Origin of the sequence: Anseongella ginsenosidimutans, from assembly GCF_008033235.1 — a bacterium.
Lineage (GTDB): Bacteria > Bacteroidota > Bacteroidia > Sphingobacteriales > Sphingobacteriaceae > Anseongella > Anseongella ginsenosidimutans.
In genome coordinates this window covers 2,756,799-2,772,293 of sequence record NZ_CP042432.1, presented here as the reverse complement: position 1 = coordinate 2,772,293, position 15,495 = coordinate 2,756,799, and the positions used below count along the sequence as shown (strand labels likewise).

The following is a 15,495-nucleotide window of genomic DNA, read 5'->3' as shown; positions in this document are numbered from 1 at the left end:
ATTTTAAGTGTGAATCACTCGTGACCGCAGCACTAGCGAAATATATTGAAAATCGTCCGCCAGAATCCGTTCTCTTCTGTTCTGATCATGATATCCAGCGTTTTGTCTACGTTCTTAGCCAGCTTATTGATGTCTTTAACGGATTGATTAAAAGTTTTAAATGCCGGGTCTTTTGTATCCCCTTCTACTTTCATCAATTCCTCCAGCACCTTCAGTACCGGATCAAGCTCCCGCTTCCTGCGTTCACGGGCAACCTGGCGGGCAATGTTCCAGGTATCCTTGTCGGCATAAAAATATTCCTTCCTTTCTCCGGGCTTATATTGCTTTTCAACCAATCCCCAGCCCATAAGGTCCCTCAGGGTCATGCTGGCATTACCCCTTGAAATATTCAGGTCCTGCATGATCTCCTCGGTGGAGAGCGGTTCAGCAGATAATAATAACAAAGCATGCACGCGGGCCATGGTACGGTTAATCCCCCATTCAGCCCCCAGCTTCCCCCAGGTTTCAATGAACTTCTGCTTGGCTTCTTTTAATTCCATGCCACAATAATACTTAAATATCTGAACTTTCAGAAATTTATGAAACTATATTGACAACACGCCGGTTACACGGTTGTAGAATTAGTCCCCCAGGTCTGGAGCTTAGTTCGCGCGGCCTCTTCCAGGTAAACATTTTCACATGCGCGATGCCTAATAGATAACTACTCCTTATCCATTGTGAAAGACTTCCCGCTCCCGGACCTTCCTGTTCTCCTGGAGTGGCAATGCTTTTGTATTTCAGAGAAAACAGGATTCGATAACAGCAATAGTTTGCAAGCGTTATTTTACTTTTAGGAAAAGTGCTTCTGCTAAAATCGTTCTGGCATTTGTTACATCATCTCTTTTCTAAGAAGCTTACGATGAAAAATATAAAGAAAATAGCGGTGTTGCGGACCGGCGGGCTTGGTGATCTGATGGTAATTTTGCCGGCTCTGAGCGCTATTAAGCATACCTTTCCCGGTGCGCAGTTGATACTGCTGGGAGAGCCCTGGCAGGCAGACTTCGTCCGGGGCGGACGCACGCCGGTGGATCAGGTTATTGTCATTCCATTCTGTCATAATTTGCGTCAGGGCCGCGAAGAAGATCCGGCAGCGCTGGAAGCATTTTTTCGCGCCATGCGGCAGAAAAAAATAGATATCGCCGTGCATTTCCAGGGAAAAGGAGTGGCTGCCAACCCCTTCCTCAAAAAGCTGAACGCCCGCCTCACGGTAGGAAACAGCAGCCCGGGAGCCGCCCTGCCGGACTGTTCCATTCCGTTTTATTATTACCAGAACGAAATAACCCGTTACCTGGACATCAGCGGACTGATCGGCGCCGGGCCGGCAAAACCGGAACCTCAGATACGGGTACTGGATGAAGATCTTGCGGAAGCCCGTTCTGCCCTTGCCCGGCATGGCGCAGGCGCGCCTTACGTAGTACTCCATCCCGGCGCCATGGACATAAGGAGAAAATGGCCGCCGGCAAAGTTCGCCCGGCTGGCGGACATACTCGCCGGAAGCGGTTATACGGTATTGCTCACAGGAAAAGAAAAAGATGATCCGGCAGTAGAGGCAGTTTTATTCCGCATGACGTCCAGGGCAGTGAATTTATCAGGAGCATTGTCGCTTGGCGGGCTTGCAGGTTTATTATCGCAGAGCGAAGTGGTTATTTCCAACGACACCGGCCCGCTTCACCTGGCGAGGGCCGCGGGCGCGAAAACAGTCGGCATTTATTGGGCTCCTAATTTCATTAACTGGGGGCCGCTTACCTTCAGCAGGCACCGTGCGGTAATTTCCTGGAATATGGAATGCCCCCTTTGCGGTACCGTCCCGAATGACCCTTACCCTTTTGAACCTAAACTACCTGAATGCGATCACGGGATATCCTTTGTCAGGAATATCAGCGCGAAAGAAATTCTTGAAGCAGCCGGAGAACTGCTGGGGAAAGATTTAGCAGGGAAAAGAATTGAAGAGGAACAAGCATTAACGGATCAAAGGTATGTTGTTAAAAAAGATAACGGTTTTCAGGGCTTTGCAATTAGGTGATCTGCTCTGCGCAATTCCGGCCATGCGCGCCCTTAAAAATGCATTTCCGCAATCGGAAATCACTTTACTCGGGCTGCCCTGGGCGGAAAGTTTTGTAAGGCGCTTTTCCTCCCTCTTTTCCGGGTTCAGGGCTTTTCCGGGATTTCCAGGCCTTCCGGAACAAGGTTTTGACCGAAACAGGTTCACTCGTTTCCTCTCTGAAATGAAACGGAATGAACCTGACCTGCTTATACAGCTGCATGGAAATGGCTCCATCATTAACCCGCTGATGAAAATGATGAGCAAGGGATTGGTGGCCGGCTATTTTCAGCCCGGGGCCTATTGCCCCGACGCCCGCTTGTTCATGCCTTATCCCGAAGGTATTCCGGAGATAAAAAGACACCTGAAACTGATGGAGTTCCTGAATATCTCCCCGGCGGAAGAAGACCTGGAATTCCCTATCCGTTCCGAAGAAGAATCGGAGTACGGGGAGCTGATCCGGGCCGCCGGCCTGGAGCCGGGGAACTATATCTGTATTCATGCCGGCGCGAGACACCCCAAACGGCGATGGGAGCCGGAGAAATTTGCGCGTGTAGCGGACGTCCTGGCGGCGAAAGGATATACAATAGTCCTTACCGGCACGCTTCCGGAAAAGGAAACAGCGGCCAAGGTAGCCGGGAATATGCGGGCAAATGCCATTGACCTTACCGGGAAAACCAGCCTTGGGGCCCTGGCCGCGTTAATCAGGGATGCAGCCCTGCTGTTCAGTAACGATACCGGCCTTTCTCATATTGCGGCCGCCATGAAAACGCCAAGCGTGGTAATATTCCTCACTTCGGAACCGGGAAGATGGGCGCCGCTGAACAGGATCCTGCACCGGGTGGTCCTTCCCGAAGAAAGCGATAATACGGCAATCGCCCTTTTCAATGCTGACGAAGCACTCTCTGAACAAGTACTTTCCATAAAGAAAGAAAGGATACAACATGAATTATAACGGCTCGAACAAGCCCGTACGGGTATTAACCTGGCACGTTCACGGCAGTTACCTTTATTATCTTTCACAAACGCCCTGTGAGTTTTTCCTCCCGGTAAAACCTGGCCGGCCCGAAGGGTACGGGGGGCGCCGCGGAACTTTTCCCTGGGGAGAGAATGTACATGAGGTAGCCGCCGGGGATGTCCGGAATATGGAATTCGACTGCATCCTCTTCCAGTCGCGGAAAAATTACCTGGAAGACCAATACGAGTTACTGGATGCTTCGCAGCTCGATCTGCCGAAAATCTACCTGGAACATGACCCTCCAAGGGAGTCCCCTACCGATACGCATCATTTCATAAATGACCCGGACGCCCTGCTGGTACATGTGACCCATTTTAACAAGCTGATGTGGAACAACAACCGCACGCCGGCCACCGTGATTGAACACGGCGTAATGATCCCGCCGGGGGTTCATTATACCGGCGAACTGGAAAAGGGCATAGTAGTGATCAACGAAATCAGCCGGCGCGGCAGGCGGCTTGGACTGGATATTTTCGAGGAACTGCGGCAAAAGATCCCGCTGGACCTGGTAGGCATGGGTTCGGAAGAAGCAGGAGGCCTGGGTGAAATACCAGGCCCGGAACTTCCGGCCTTCCTGGCCCGGTACCGCTTCTTCTTCAATCCTATTCGTTATACCAGCCTGGGCCTGGCCGTCTGCGAAGCCATGCAAACCGGCTTGCCGGTTGTGGGGCTTGCCACCACGGAAATGGCCGTAACCATTGAGAACGAGGTATCAGGATATATCCACACAGATATTGAGTACCTGGCCGAAAAGATGAGGCTGCTGCTGAACGACCGGGAGAGGGCCGCTGCCATGGGCGCGGAAGCCCGCAAGCTGGCTATGAAGAAATTCGGCATAGAACGTTTCGCCGGTGACTGGATGAGTTTATTACAAAAAAAGATTTATCATGAAAAGGAAAATAGCGTTCATCAGTGAACACGCCTCACCCCTGGCATTGCTGGGAGGTATTGACAGCGGTGGTCAAAATATATACGTGGACAGGGTAGCCCGGCATCTCAGCAAGATGGGCTACGAGGTGGATATTTATACCCGCTGGGACGATCCCGCCAAAGAGCGGATCGTCCGTTACCTTCCGGGAGTACGGGTCATCCATGTTCCCGCGGGTCCCAGAAGATTTATTCCCAAGGAAAACCTGTTTGAATTAATGGAGGGCTTCGCCGCGAACATGGTATCCGCTATTAAAGCGGAAGGACTGCAGTATGACCTGGCACATGTGCATTTCTGGATGTCAGGTTATGTGGCGCTCCGTTTGAAACAATTGCTGAGCCTCCCCTTCATCATTACTTTCCACGCATTAGGCAAAGTAAGGCGGATGTTCCAGGGTTCAGCGGACGGATTTCCGGATTCGCGTTTTGCCGTGGAAGAGGAGATCGTCAGGGAAGCGGACGGCATTATCGCCGAATGCCCGCAGGATAAGGAAGACCTGATGATCCTCTATTACGCCGATGAAGAAAAAATAAAGGTGATCCCCTGCGGTTTCGACCCTTCTGAGTTCCATCCCATGAATAAAAAAGCCTGCAAGCTTAAGCTGGGCCTGGATCCTGATGAAAAGATCATTCTCCAGCTCGGCCGCATGGTTCCCCGGAAAGGAGTGGAAAACGTGATCAGGAGCCTGGGAATGCTGCTCAGGAAGAGGGAAATAAAGGTCCGTTTGCTGGTGGTCGGCGGGGAGTCCTATACGCCCGACCCTGTAACCACTCCCGAAATAGGCCGCCTGCAGCAAATCGCGGAAGCTGAAAATGTGATGGGCAATGTTACGTTTACCGGGCGCCGGGACCGCAAGCACCTGAAATATTTTTACAATGCGGCAGACATTTTTGTCAGCACGCCCTGGTATGAACCATTTGGCATTACGCCCCTTGAGGCGATGGCCTGCGGCGTTCCTGTGATAGGCGCCAATGTGGGAGGCATCAAATACAGTGTGTCCCATACGCGGACAGGTTTCCTGGTCCCGGCGCACGAGCCGGAGATCTTATGCCAGCGGATGCTGGAAATATTAAGCAGCGAGGAACTGGCAAAAGAACTGGGTTACGGCGGCATTACGCGGGTAAATAATTCGTTCACCTGGGAAATCGTAACAAAATCTGTTTCCCGCTTTTACCAGGAAATAGCCGGGGAAACGAACCGGCAAAAATTGCCGCAGAAGGAAGCGGACCCTATTAATGTAGCAGATGAGCTTATCTTATAAAAGTAAAACACATGAATCCAATCGAAGGAAAAATCATTCTTGTCACCGGCGCCGGACGCGGCCTTGGCGCGGCGATCTGTAAGACGCTTTCTGCCGAAGGCGGCACCACCATTCTAACAGATATTCAACCCCAGGGCCTGGAAAGCACGCTGAAGGAGATCAAGGGGCAGGGCTGCAACGCCAGGAGTTTTATCATGGACGTTGGGAATGAAGAAAGCGTACAGGAAGTAATGGAAAAGGTGATCGCCGAATATGGCGGGCTTGATATCGTAATAAATAACGCAGGCATTGATTATACCAAGTCCATTGAAGAACTAAGCCTGGATGAATGGGACCGTGTCATGAGCGTCAATCTGCGGGGACCCTTTATCATCTCTAAAGCCGCGTTTCCGCATCTCAGGAAAAGTGGCAGAGGGCATATTGTAAATATTGTCTCCACCGCCTGCAAGCGCACATGGGCGAATGCTTCGGCTTATCATGCCAGCAAATGGGGACTGCTTGGCTTTACTCACGCCATGCATGTAGAAGCCCGCAAAGAAAACATTAAAGTAACGGCGGTGGTAGCGGGAGGCATGCAAACTCCCTTTATACTGGACCGCTTTCCTGAGACCGACCTGAAATTCCTCCAGGATCCGCAAAACGTAGCAGACACGATCAGGTATGTGCTTTCCCAGCCTGCCGAAACGGTAATCCCTGAAATTATGGTTATACCAATGACAGAAACTTCATGGCCTTAACGATAATAAAATAGTATTCCGATGAATAAAATAGTATTCCTGGACAAGGACGGCACACTGGTCGAAGATGTGCCCTATAATACCGACCCCAGCCGGATAAAGTTATGCCCGGGTGTTCCCGAAGCCCTCCGGCTTCTGCAGCAGCAGGAATATAAGCTGATCGTGGCAAGCAACCAGTCGGGGTGGCTCGTGGCCTCTTCATGGAAGAAGCGCTGCTCCGGGTGAAGCAAACCCTGGACCGGCTGCTCAGGAAACATGGCGTACACCTGGATGGGTTTTACTACTGTCCGCATCACGTGAACGGGACGGTCAGTCGCTACGCGATGAAATGCACTTGCAGGAAGCCGATGCCGGGAATGCTCATCCATGGAGCGGTAAAACACGGCGCGGACCTTGCCGCCTCCTGGATGATCGGGGATATCCTGAACGATGTGGAAGCCGGGAACCGCGCAGGCTGCCGGACCATTCTTATCAATAACGGGAACGAAACCGAATGGGATTACCGTTCGGCAAAGCGCATCCCCACTTTTATAGCAAACGACATGCTCGAAGCGGCCCGCCTGATCAGTACCAGTATAATGCCAGGATATACTCAGACGACATCTGCCGGAGAACAGGTGGGCACGTAAAAGGAGAATAATATGAAAGATCAATGCAGGAAGATAATCGAAAAGTTCAGGCCGTTCCGGGTGCTGGTAGCGGGAGACGCCATACTTGACATGTATATCAAGGGAAGCAGCAGCCGGCTGTGCAGGGAGGCGCCGGCGCCGGTAATAAACGTGCAGGACCAGGAATATAATTGCGGGGGCGCGGCCAACACGGCCATTAACCTGGCAGGACTGGGCGCGGAAACCTGGTTCCTGACGGTCACCGGCAATGATGAGCATGGAAAAATGCTTGAGAAAAGCCTCCAATCCACCGGCGTTCATACCAACCTGATAATCCGGACAGAAGAAAGAACCACCGTTGCCAAAAAAAGGATCATGGCCGGAGAAAGCATCTTGCTGCGAACGGACGAAGGCGATACCGGCCCGGTAAGTCCCGGAATACAGGCAGCATTGAATGAAAAGCTTAGCCAGGTACTCTCTTCCATGGATGCGGTCATTCTCTCGGATTACGGGGGCGGCGTAATTACCGGGTTGCTGATTGAAGCTATTCGCCGGCTTCGCCGGCCAGGCACGCCGCTGATCGTGGATTCAAAAGACCTTCGAAGGTTCAAAGCGCTTCGCCCGACTATGGTAAAACCGAATTATGAAGAAACCGTCGGCCTTTTGAACCTTTCCGCCGTGCAGGATGATTCCCGCATTGCCCAGGTACGGTCCAGGGGAAAAAAATTACTGGACCTCACTCATGCCGAGTGCGTAGCGGCCACAATGGATGCCTGCGGCGCGTTCCTCTTTGAAAAGGGCAGGCCGCCCTACAGGGTGCCCTGTATCCCGCGCAACAACAACAAAGCTATTGGGGCCGGCGATACGTTTATCGGGGCCTACACGATGGCGTATTGCTCCGGAGCCGACCCCAGGATCGCCATGGAAATTGCTTCCGCCGCCGCGGCTATCGTACTTCGGAAAGGAGATACGGGCAGTTGTTCGGAGATAGAACTGACGTCTTATTTCCGGGAGAATCCCAAATACCTGCTGAACCTGGCAGACCTGGAAAAGAAAACCGGCGAACTAAAAAAAGCGAACAAGCGTATTGTATTCACCAATGGTTGCTTCGATATCTTGCACAGGGGCCATGTTTCCCTGCTGAACCGGGCAAAAGAACTGGGCGATGTGCTGGTAGTAGGCCTCAACAGCGACACAAGCATAAAAAGGCTGAAGGGCAATGAACGACCCATTAATTCGCTCGAAGACCGCATAGCAGTCCTGGCCGGCCTGTCCAGTGTGGATTACCTGGTTTCCTTTGAAGAAGACAGTCCGCTGGAGATCCTGGAAATCCTCAAAGCGGACGTTTTTGTAAAAGGAAAGACATACACAGTAGATAGGCTTCCGGAAGCTTCGGTGGTACATGCCCTGGGCGGGGAAGTAAAAATACTTCCGCTGGCGCTTCGCTTTTCCACTACCGGGCTAATTGAAAAAATAAGGAAACCCGTTAAACGACGTCACCATGCAAAAGCCGGGCAACTGGGGTGATTTCACGAATATATTGTGCATACGCCCCGATAACCTGGGGGATGTGCTGATGACAGGCCCCGCCATCCGCGCATTAAAGAATGGCAAGAAAGACCGGAAGATCACCTTGCTTACCTCCTCTTCCGGCAGCGGGATTGCCCGGTATATTCCCGGCATTGATCAGGTGATTGAATTCGATCTTCCCTGGTATAAGCATGACCTGCGGGCCGGGGCCGCCATGATCAATGACTTAACCGAACAACTAAAAGATCATCGTTTTGACGCGGCCGTTATTTTTACCGTTTACAGCCAAAGCCCCCTTCCTACTGCCATGCTTTGTTACCAGGCAGGCATTCCCAGGGTAGCCGCTTGTTGCCGGGAAAACCCCTACGGCCTTATTTCCGACTGGATCCCCGATGAAGAACCTTTCTACCAGATTAAACATGAGGTTACGCGGCAGCTTGACCTGGTAAAAAGCCTCGGGGGCACCGTGCCTGCGGAAGAGCATCTTTCCCTGGATATTCCCCCGGGCACGCAAGAAAAAATACTCGAAAAACTGGAAAAGCTACGTGTGAATATACAGGATCCTTGGTTAATGGTGCATCCCGGGGTAAGCGAGGACAAACGGCAATATCCTCCCGGCCTCCTTACCGCAGCAGCTTCCATGATCTGTAAAGAACTGGGGTACCGGGTCCTGATCACCGGCACCGCACCTGAGAAAACACTTGCGGCGGCCATGGCGGACCAGATTGACGGCAAGGCCATATCACTTGCCGGAATGCTAAATCTCGAGGAGCTTATTGGCCTGACCGCACTTTCTCCCCTTCTGATCGCCAATAATACAGGTCCTGTACATATCGCCGCCGCCCTGGGAACGCCGGTGATCGTTCTGTATGCCCTTACCAATCCCCAGCATACACCCTGGAAAGTCATGCATCGTCTGCTTCCCTTTGATGTTCCGCCGGAAAAACGCAGCAAAAACATCATTATCCGGTTCGCCAATTCCCTGTCCTTTACCAGCCCGGTTGGCATGCCGGGACCGGGCGATATCTTCCGGGCAGCAACCCTCTTGCTTAGCAGGCATCGCAAGCCGGAACCGGCGCGTGAATTCTTTAATCCCCCTCCTTTTTCGGGACAACCTTCTCCATAACAGATACAAAAAATGAAAAAGGAAGAAAGAGCATAGACTGGATCCCGGATATCGTTGACAGCTCTCTGGCATCTCTCCTGAGTTCGGTCCTGAGTTCTTTCATCAGTCGCTTTTTTTCCACTTCCCCAGCTTCCCGTACATAACTTAACCGGTTCAGGGCAAAAAGCCCCATGATAAAGGCCAGTACGAAAAAGAAATCCCAGGACTGGAGGCTGAGCGCCTGAACCATATAATCTCCCCGGGGGCTTTTCCACTCGAAAGTCCAGAGCAGTTCGCGCCGGGCAAAGAAGTCGGCAAGGAGCCCTCCCACCAGCGGAGCCACACCCGCCGACAGGGCATTTGTAAGGCTTCTCACCGAAAGAAAGATCACGGCGTTCTGTTTATCCGGGGCGAGCTTTAAACCCATATTGCCCAGTGAAAGATTAATGCCCGACAAGGCGATGCCGCTCCCGATGTGAATGAGGACCAGCAAGGGAATGGTCAGCAGGTGCTGTTGGGGAAACGTGGTAAAGGTCCAGCCCAGAATGCACAGCAGGTAAACCGGTGCGCAGATCAGCAGTACCGTTTTATTGCTGTACCGGTCAGAGTACGTTCCCCAAAGGCGGATGAAAAGTATATTGGAAACCTGGCTGATGATGGAAAAGATCACTACATAAGAAAGCGGGAACCCCAGCATTTTAAGCATATAAACCGTAAAGAAGGGGGCGGCAAGGTTTACAGAAAACGACCAGAAACCATTAAATATCAACAGGTTCCTGAAATTCCTTTGCCGGAGCGGTCGCCTGAAAAGCCGCACCATGTTCTGTGTTACCGGATGGATCCTGGGCTCGGGGATACGAGCCAGCACATAGGCGCCGTAAAGGCCGGCCGCACCTCCGGTAAAGAACATCGCGGAATAAACCAGGTTAACATATTCCGGCCTGTTTGCCTTTACATAATCCAGCAGGAAGGCAACGACCAGGTTCAGCGAAACGGATAAGATCTGTATTTTCCGGCTCCGGCCGGAAAAAAAAGTACCCAGAACGGCTTCGGGTACCAGGTCTTTTGCCCAGGAAGACCAGCTGGTCCCCGAAACGGCGCCGAAAAAGTAATGGATGAACAGCAGGGAGATCAGCAGGACCAGGCCAAGGCTGGGGGAAGAAAAAGCGGCAGCAGGCTGATCAGCAGCAGCGGCAGGCGCGCGAGAACCGAGCAGATCACGGTGATCGCTTTTCTGTTTGCGTATTTGTGAATAAGGTAAATCGCCAGTAGCTGGAAAAGATTGGCCAGCGTGGGGAGAGCTGCGAGCAATCCTATCTGGAAATTGGACGCGCCCAGGCTCAACGCCAGGGCTACCAGGAAAGTACCGCCGGTGAGAGCGGCCATTACCTCGGCGGCCAGCCCGTCTTTCACCAGTAATTTCAGGCCTGCGTTCACCTGTTTTTCAGAAAGCTCTTCGCTGGGGGCAAACCACTTTTTTGAAAGCTTATCCATTTTCGCATTTTTTCGCTGCTCTCCGGCAATTAACCCGGCCATAACAATGCCAAAAGGAGGCCGCCGGTGTTGTCGCGCCTATGCTTCCCTGGCCCGGAATTTGTTTCCTTCCAGTTAAAATATTGTATGCAAATCCTGAGTGTATTTAAAGAAGGGGAAGCCATCCCCACTGCACACACCTGCCTGGGGCCCAACATCAGCCCTCCGCTGGAGTTGAAGGACATTCCCGCCGGCACGCAAAGCCTGGTGCTGATCGTTGAGGACATTGATGCCGCCCCAAAGCCTGGACTCACTGGCTCGTATTCAATATCCCCCGGGAACCGGCCATGTGAACGAAGGAAAGATTCCATCCGGCGCGATCGAAGGACTTTCCAATAATCACACCTTCGGTTACGAAGGCCCCTGTCCAAAATATTTTTCCGGAACACACCATTATTGGTTCAGACTTTATGCACTGGATATCGTGCTGGGCCTTCCGCGGGAATCGGAGCGGGAAGCTGTGGAAGAAAAAATGAACGGGCATATCCTGGAAGAAGCCGTATTAACGGGGTCTTGCACGTCCTGAAGCCCACAGCAGCCAGCAGGCGATCAGGGCTAATTGAAGGGCTGCGTCCGCCAGGTAAATAACCGGGATGATCCTGGCTATTACATAGTAAACATCAATGGCCAGAAAACTGAAGGCGGTGGATATGCCTAGGATCCGCGCAGCGGCTCCAACACCTTCCCTGGCCTGGTACATCAGGGTGAGACCTGCGGAAGCAGCCAGCAGCCCGACCATTTTCACCAGCCAGCGGTCATCTTTGGGGCCGGTAAGCATCATGAAACTGTCTATATCTATTACCGGCCAAAGCCCGGTTATTACGTAATACAGCCCCTGAACAAGCGACAAGAAAGCAATTGGCTTTTTCATCGTTCTTAATATTCAGGCCACCCAGTGGTTCAGATAATACAACACAAGGAAGCCTATATTGGTACACGTTGCAGCTATCGCGTTCATTTGCATGGCGTAACGGTAGCTGGCATTCTTTCTTTCCCGCCACACCTTGCGCCACCAGTAAAGGAAATACAGCATGACCGGCAAAAAGAAAAGTTGAAGCAACCAGAATTGCCCGCTCTGAGCCCTATTTTCGAAATAAAAGAACAAGAGGGTCTCGGCGAGCAGATACATCAGGGCGCTGAACACAAAGGTTCCCATGTACCCCAGCTTATAGCTGATGGTTTTCACATCGTCCTCCAGATCCTGCCCATGCTGGTATATCTGGGTTAAGGGGTAGAGGCTACCGAACAGCAAACTGCTGATCAGCATTCCCTCCCAGGGAAACAGGATCACTCTGCTCACGGAAGAACCAATAAACACCATGAAGTAAGTGACCGCCCCCTGGAAGATGATCACCGTAAAAAAACCGGTTAAAGGGAGTTTTTTCAAACGGATCCCCCGGTAACTGTAGGCCCTGGAAGCGGCAATATTGGCCAAGATGCATAGGGTAAATACCGTTCCCAGGAAAAGGCTCAGCACAACAGCCGCTCCGTCCAGGAACAAGCTGAGATAAAAAAGTTCCTTATGCGCGGGGGGCGGATTCTTCAGCAAGCCAATACTCCCTGTGTCGCGATCCATATAACTGTTATAGCCGTTGCTGGCCGGGTAAAGAAAAAAATGCAGGATCACAAATACCAGCAAAGCGCGGCTATAATCAATTTCCGGTACCTGGCTGAGTGCAAAAAAATAAACCGGCATCAGGAAAAAGGAGAAGGGGACGCGCAAGAGCAAGAAAGTGCTTTTCCGGATCATGACGGTAAATTAAAAAGGCTGCTGCCCGTGGGTTTGTCTAACCATATAGTCGATCAAAGCGGGAAAGGGCCGGAGCGCCTTAACCAGTACGTTGGCAGCCGCCGGCCGCAGGAAAAGGTCCTGGATCAGGCGGCCGGACCGCATACGGCTTGCAAAATGCGATTGCCAGCTGCCTTGATAGGCTTTTTCCAAGGAGTCCCTGGAAATACTGCCCTCCAGGTGCTGAGCAACGAGATCTGCCGCCAGTTTACTGCTGTGCAGCGCCATACTCATCCCGTTACCGCACAAGGGAGCGATCATACCGGCGGCATCGCCCAGCATTAATACATGATCTTCGATCAGGCTTTTCCGGGAAAAGCCGACATGGGAAACGGTCAGCGGCCGTTTATACAAGCGGACCGCCTCTTTCAGCGCCTTTCGCAGAAAAGGATTTTCAGACAGTACTCTTTCTTCCAGGCAGAGGATATCATTTCCCTGTTCCCGAAGGTTTTTCTCGGTGGTGAGGTAACAAATACAATGCTTCCCGTCTTCAACAGGGGAAATGCCGCAATAACCGTTTTTAAAATAATGTAGTTCAATGGTGTCCTGCGGCCGTTCCAGCTGCACGTGATACTTCACGCCAATAAAATTCGGCGGCTTTTTCAGCCCTTCTCTTTTCCATTTCACGTCCAGGTTAGCATGCCTGCCAAAAGAGGCGCAGCACACTCCGGCCCGCACCACTCCCCTGCTGCTTTCCAGCTTAAAGATCTCGTTTTCCTGAAAAACTGCACCGACTTTTGCCTGCTCCAGCACGTGGGCTCCGTTTGCTTTTGCCCGTGCTGCCAGCGCCTGGTCCAGGCGGTACCGGCTAAGCCCCACTCCTCCCGGCTTCAGCGGGCGGGTAAATGCCGTTCCTCCAGGGCTGGACATGAAAAGAGTATTAATACGGGGAAGCTCCCATGACTCAAGGGGCATCCCCAATTCCAGCAGGCTCTCCATGGATTCCAGGCTCAGGTATTCTCCGCAAACTTTATGAAAAGGATAGCTATTTTTCTCAAACAGGACTACCCGGAATCCCCTCTTACCCAGCCAGGCAGCAAGGGAAAGGCCGGCCGGACCGCCCCCAACGATTGCGCAATCATAATATGGAATTTTTTCATTCATACCGTACGGATACCAGGTAACGGAAGGCCCATCGCCAGTTGATAGCATAGCTGCCAATACCCGCTTCAGCAAGTAAATCCTGCCATTCCTTTCTTTTAAAACCACGCAAAACCGATACCGGGGCATCGTTTTTCACCAGGTAGGACCTTGAAAACAGCCGGGTAAGCGCCCGGATGGAATGGTAAGCGAGCGGACTGCGGTGGAGATCGTTCATGAAAAACCCGCCACCTGCATTTTCCTTCAGCCAGTCAAACAATTGCTTTAATTCAGGATCGCTCAAATGGTGGCAAAAAAGCGAACTGAAAATAATATCCGGCCGGTTGCCGAAACAAACCGTTCTATAATCCGCGTGGACAAAATTGGCCGAAGGCAGTTCCCGGCAATTTTCCCGTGCGAAATCGATACAGGCTTTGTTCAGATCAATGCCCGTGTAATGAATATTCAGCGGCTTTTTTCTTTTCCGGTTCCAGGCATGGATCGCTTTCAGGTTATCCCCGCCCCCGCAGCCGATTTCCGCGACCGACAGCCGTCCGTTATCCGCAGGCAACAGCTTTTTGAATCCTTCAACGGTTATCCGGTGTCCTCCCAGCCAGGTATTTATAAAATCCAGTTCCTTCAGGCAGGCACTCCATTCTGCAAACGGAATACCAGGGGCATCGATCAGCTCGCTTAAACAGGATCTTCGGGCAAAGCGGTTCATGATGATTCAAGTATGAGCGTTTCCATGGTAAGGCCGGGCCCGAAAGCCGCAGCAAATACTCTTTCCCGGCTGCCGTTGAGCTGTTCCATTATTTCTTTCAGCACAAACAAAATGGTCGGGGATGACATGTTTCCATAGTTTTTGAGTACATGATAGGAAGGCGCCAGCTGCCCTTCCGACAAGTCAAGCGAGTGGCCGACATTGCTCAATATCTTTTTCCCTCCCGGGTGAATGGCCCAGCGGGTTATACTTTTTTCTTCCACCCCGGCCGCCCGCAGCGCTCGCCTTAACAGCGGGCGCATATTTTCCTTTACCAGGTGGGGTATCAGCGTACTAAGATGCATGAGAAAGCCTTTCCCGGACAGTTCCCAGGTCATGTGAGACTCACCATTCAGCGCTATTTCGGAATAAAATCGCGACAAGGCAAGGCCCTTACCCGGCCAGGCATCGCCGGTAACCAGCACCGCCGCCGCTCCGTCTGCAAACAGCAGGCTGGAAGTAATATGGTCCATGGTGTATTCTTCCTGGAAATGAAGGGTACACAATTCCGTGCAAACGATCAGCACGCGGGCCCCATGATCCGCCCGGCAAATTGCATCGGCCATTTTCAGGGCATGCAAAGCCGCATAACAACCCATATAATTGACCGACGTATGCTGTATGTTAAGCGGAAGCTGCAGCTCCCGGATAATACTGATATCCAGTCCCGGAGCGGACATGCCCGTACAACTTACTGTGATAAGGCAGGTAAGTTCCTTTTCATCCACCTGGTTCCGCAGACAGTCCCGGATTGCCGGGATACTCAGCGAGGTAGCATGCCGGCGGTACCAGTCCATGCGGGTTTCAAGCGTAGGGAAGGACGATGCCCGGGGAACCTTCGGATAGAAAGTATAGTTTTCCGGCGAAACGGAATAATCGGCAATAGCAGAATAACGGCTTTCAATTCCGCAGTTCTCATATAAGAGGCGGATCTTCCGGATGTCTTTTTCCGGCGGCTGGTACATTTCCAGCATAAATTCCAGGATGTCCTCCTGCCTGTGGCGGTAAGGAGGTAGGGCGGTTCCTATCGATACAATTTTACTCAAGTCGGACGGGGGGTTTA

The 15,495-nt window shown here is 52.1% G+C and carries 17 protein-coding genes and 1 pseudogene; 10 read left to right on the top strand and 8 right to left on the bottom strand.

Features of this window, described 5'->3' with window-relative positions:
- Positions 1-32: 32 nt before the first annotated feature.
- Entirely contained in the window at positions 33-539 is a 507-nt protein-coding gene (locus FRZ59_RS11350; protein WP_132129056.1) for a GbsR/MarR family transcriptional regulator, read from the bottom strand.
- Between the two features lie 359 nt (positions 540-898).
- Between FRZ59_RS11350 and FRZ59_RS11345 the strand changes: the two genes are divergently transcribed.
- The 8 genes and pseudogenes from FRZ59_RS11345 to FRZ59_RS11310 all read left to right on the top strand — a co-directional run bounded on the left by FRZ59_RS11345 (position 899) and on the right by FRZ59_RS11310 (position 9,288).
- Positions 899-2,062, top strand: a complete 1,164-nt coding sequence (locus tag FRZ59_RS11345) for a glycosyltransferase family 9 protein (protein WP_132129055.1) — start codon at positions 899-901, stop codon at positions 2,060-2,062.
- A gap of 202 nt (positions 2,063-2,264) precedes the next feature.
- Entirely contained in the window at positions 2,265-3,035 is a 771-nt protein-coding gene (locus FRZ59_RS11340; protein WP_158640616.1) for a glycosyltransferase family 9 protein, read from the top strand.
- Positions 3,025-4,014 (top strand): glycosyltransferase family 4 protein, encoded by a 990-nt coding sequence (locus FRZ59_RS11335; RefSeq protein ID WP_132129053.1) that lies wholly within the window; start codon positions 3,025-3,027, stop codon positions 4,012-4,014. The genes FRZ59_RS11340 and FRZ59_RS11335 overlap by 11 nt, the downstream gene beginning before the upstream one ends.
- Entirely contained in the window at positions 3,986-5,287 is a 1,302-nt protein-coding gene (locus FRZ59_RS11330) for a glycosyltransferase family 4 protein (RefSeq protein WP_132129052.1), read from the top strand. Before FRZ59_RS11335 ends, FRZ59_RS11330 begins: the two co-directional genes overlap by 29 nt.
- Positions 5,288-5,298: 11 nt before the next feature.
- The gene (locus FRZ59_RS11325; protein WP_132129051.1) at positions 5,299-6,024 is read left to right on the top strand and encodes an SDR family oxidoreductase; all 726 of its coding nucleotides are present in this window, start codon (positions 5,299-5,301) and stop codon (positions 6,022-6,024) included.
- A 21-nt stretch (positions 6,025-6,045) separates the two neighbouring features.
- Positions 6,046-6,653, top strand: a pseudogene (locus FRZ59_RS11320) (D-glycero-alpha-D-manno-heptose-1,7-bisphosphate 7-phosphatase).
- A gap of 12 nt (positions 6,654-6,665) precedes the next feature.
- Positions 6,666-8,159, top strand: coding sequence for a D-glycero-beta-D-manno-heptose 1-phosphate adenylyltransferase (gene rfaE2, locus FRZ59_RS11315; RefSeq protein ID WP_132129049.1), 1,494 nt, complete (start codon positions 6,666-6,668; stop codon positions 8,157-8,159).
- Complete coding sequence (locus tag FRZ59_RS11310) at positions 8,134-9,288, top strand: glycosyltransferase family 9 protein (protein WP_132129048.1); 1,155 nt, start codon at positions 8,134-8,136, stop codon at positions 9,286-9,288. The genes rfaE2 and FRZ59_RS11310 overlap by 26 nt, the downstream gene beginning before the upstream one ends.
- Here FRZ59_RS11310 and FRZ59_RS11305 read toward each other — a convergent pair.
- Positions 9,251-10,384 carry an MFS transporter gene (locus FRZ59_RS11305; protein WP_262713187.1) on the bottom strand — a complete coding sequence of 378 codons (1,134 nt, stop codon included), beginning with the start codon at positions 10,382-10,384 and terminating at the stop codon, positions 9,251-9,253. The two genes, FRZ59_RS11310 and FRZ59_RS11305, sit on opposite strands and share 38 nt — an antisense overlap.
- Before the next feature lie 14 nt (positions 10,385-10,398).
- A complete protein-coding gene (locus FRZ59_RS19105; protein WP_225975038.1) occupies positions 10,399-10,761 on the bottom strand; it encodes a hypothetical protein in 363 nt (120 codons plus the stop codon).
- A gap of 126 nt (positions 10,762-10,887) precedes the next feature.
- On the opposite strand from FRZ59_RS19105, the gene FRZ59_RS20010 reads away from it, so the two are divergent.
- On the top strand, positions 10,888-11,139 hold the full coding sequence (locus FRZ59_RS20010) for a YbhB/YbcL family Raf kinase inhibitor-like protein (protein ID WP_432417391.1): 252 nt from the start codon (positions 10,888-10,890) through the stop codon (positions 11,137-11,139).
- The gene (locus FRZ59_RS11300; RefSeq protein WP_432417390.1) at positions 11,027-11,326 is read left to right on the top strand and encodes a YbhB/YbcL family Raf kinase inhibitor-like protein; all 300 of its coding nucleotides are present in this window, start codon (positions 11,027-11,029) and stop codon (positions 11,324-11,326) included. Before FRZ59_RS20010 ends, FRZ59_RS11300 begins: the two co-directional genes overlap by 113 nt.
- On the opposite strand, the gene FRZ59_RS11295 is transcribed toward FRZ59_RS11300, so the two are convergent.
- Genes FRZ59_RS11295 through FRZ59_RS11275 form a run of 5 tightly spaced genes read right to left on the bottom strand, consistent with a single transcriptional unit; the run spans position 11,303 to position 15,478 of the window.
- Complete coding sequence (locus tag FRZ59_RS11295; protein ID WP_132129045.1) at positions 11,303-11,671, bottom strand: hypothetical protein; 369 nt, start codon at positions 11,669-11,671, stop codon at positions 11,303-11,305. The genes FRZ59_RS11300 and FRZ59_RS11295 overlap by 24 nt on opposite strands.
- A 12-nt stretch (positions 11,672-11,683) precedes the next feature.
- Entirely contained in the window at positions 11,684-12,550 is an 867-nt protein-coding gene (locus tag FRZ59_RS11290) for a UbiA family prenyltransferase (protein WP_132129044.1), read from the bottom strand.
- Positions 12,551-12,559: 9 nt separating this feature from the next.
- Positions 12,560-13,693, bottom strand: coding sequence for an NAD(P)/FAD-dependent oxidoreductase (locus tag FRZ59_RS11285; RefSeq protein ID WP_158640615.1), 1,134 nt, complete (start codon positions 13,691-13,693; stop codon positions 12,560-12,562).
- Entirely contained in the window at positions 13,686-14,393 is a 708-nt protein-coding gene (locus tag FRZ59_RS11280) for a methyltransferase domain-containing protein (protein WP_132129042.1), read from the bottom strand. The genes FRZ59_RS11285 and FRZ59_RS11280 overlap by 8 nt, the downstream gene beginning before the upstream one ends.
- Entirely contained in the window at positions 14,390-15,478 is a 1,089-nt protein-coding gene (locus FRZ59_RS11275) for a type III polyketide synthase (protein ID WP_132129041.1), read from the bottom strand. Before FRZ59_RS11275 ends, FRZ59_RS11280 begins: the two co-directional genes overlap by 4 nt.
- Between the last annotated feature and the right edge of the window lie 17 nt (positions 15,479-15,495).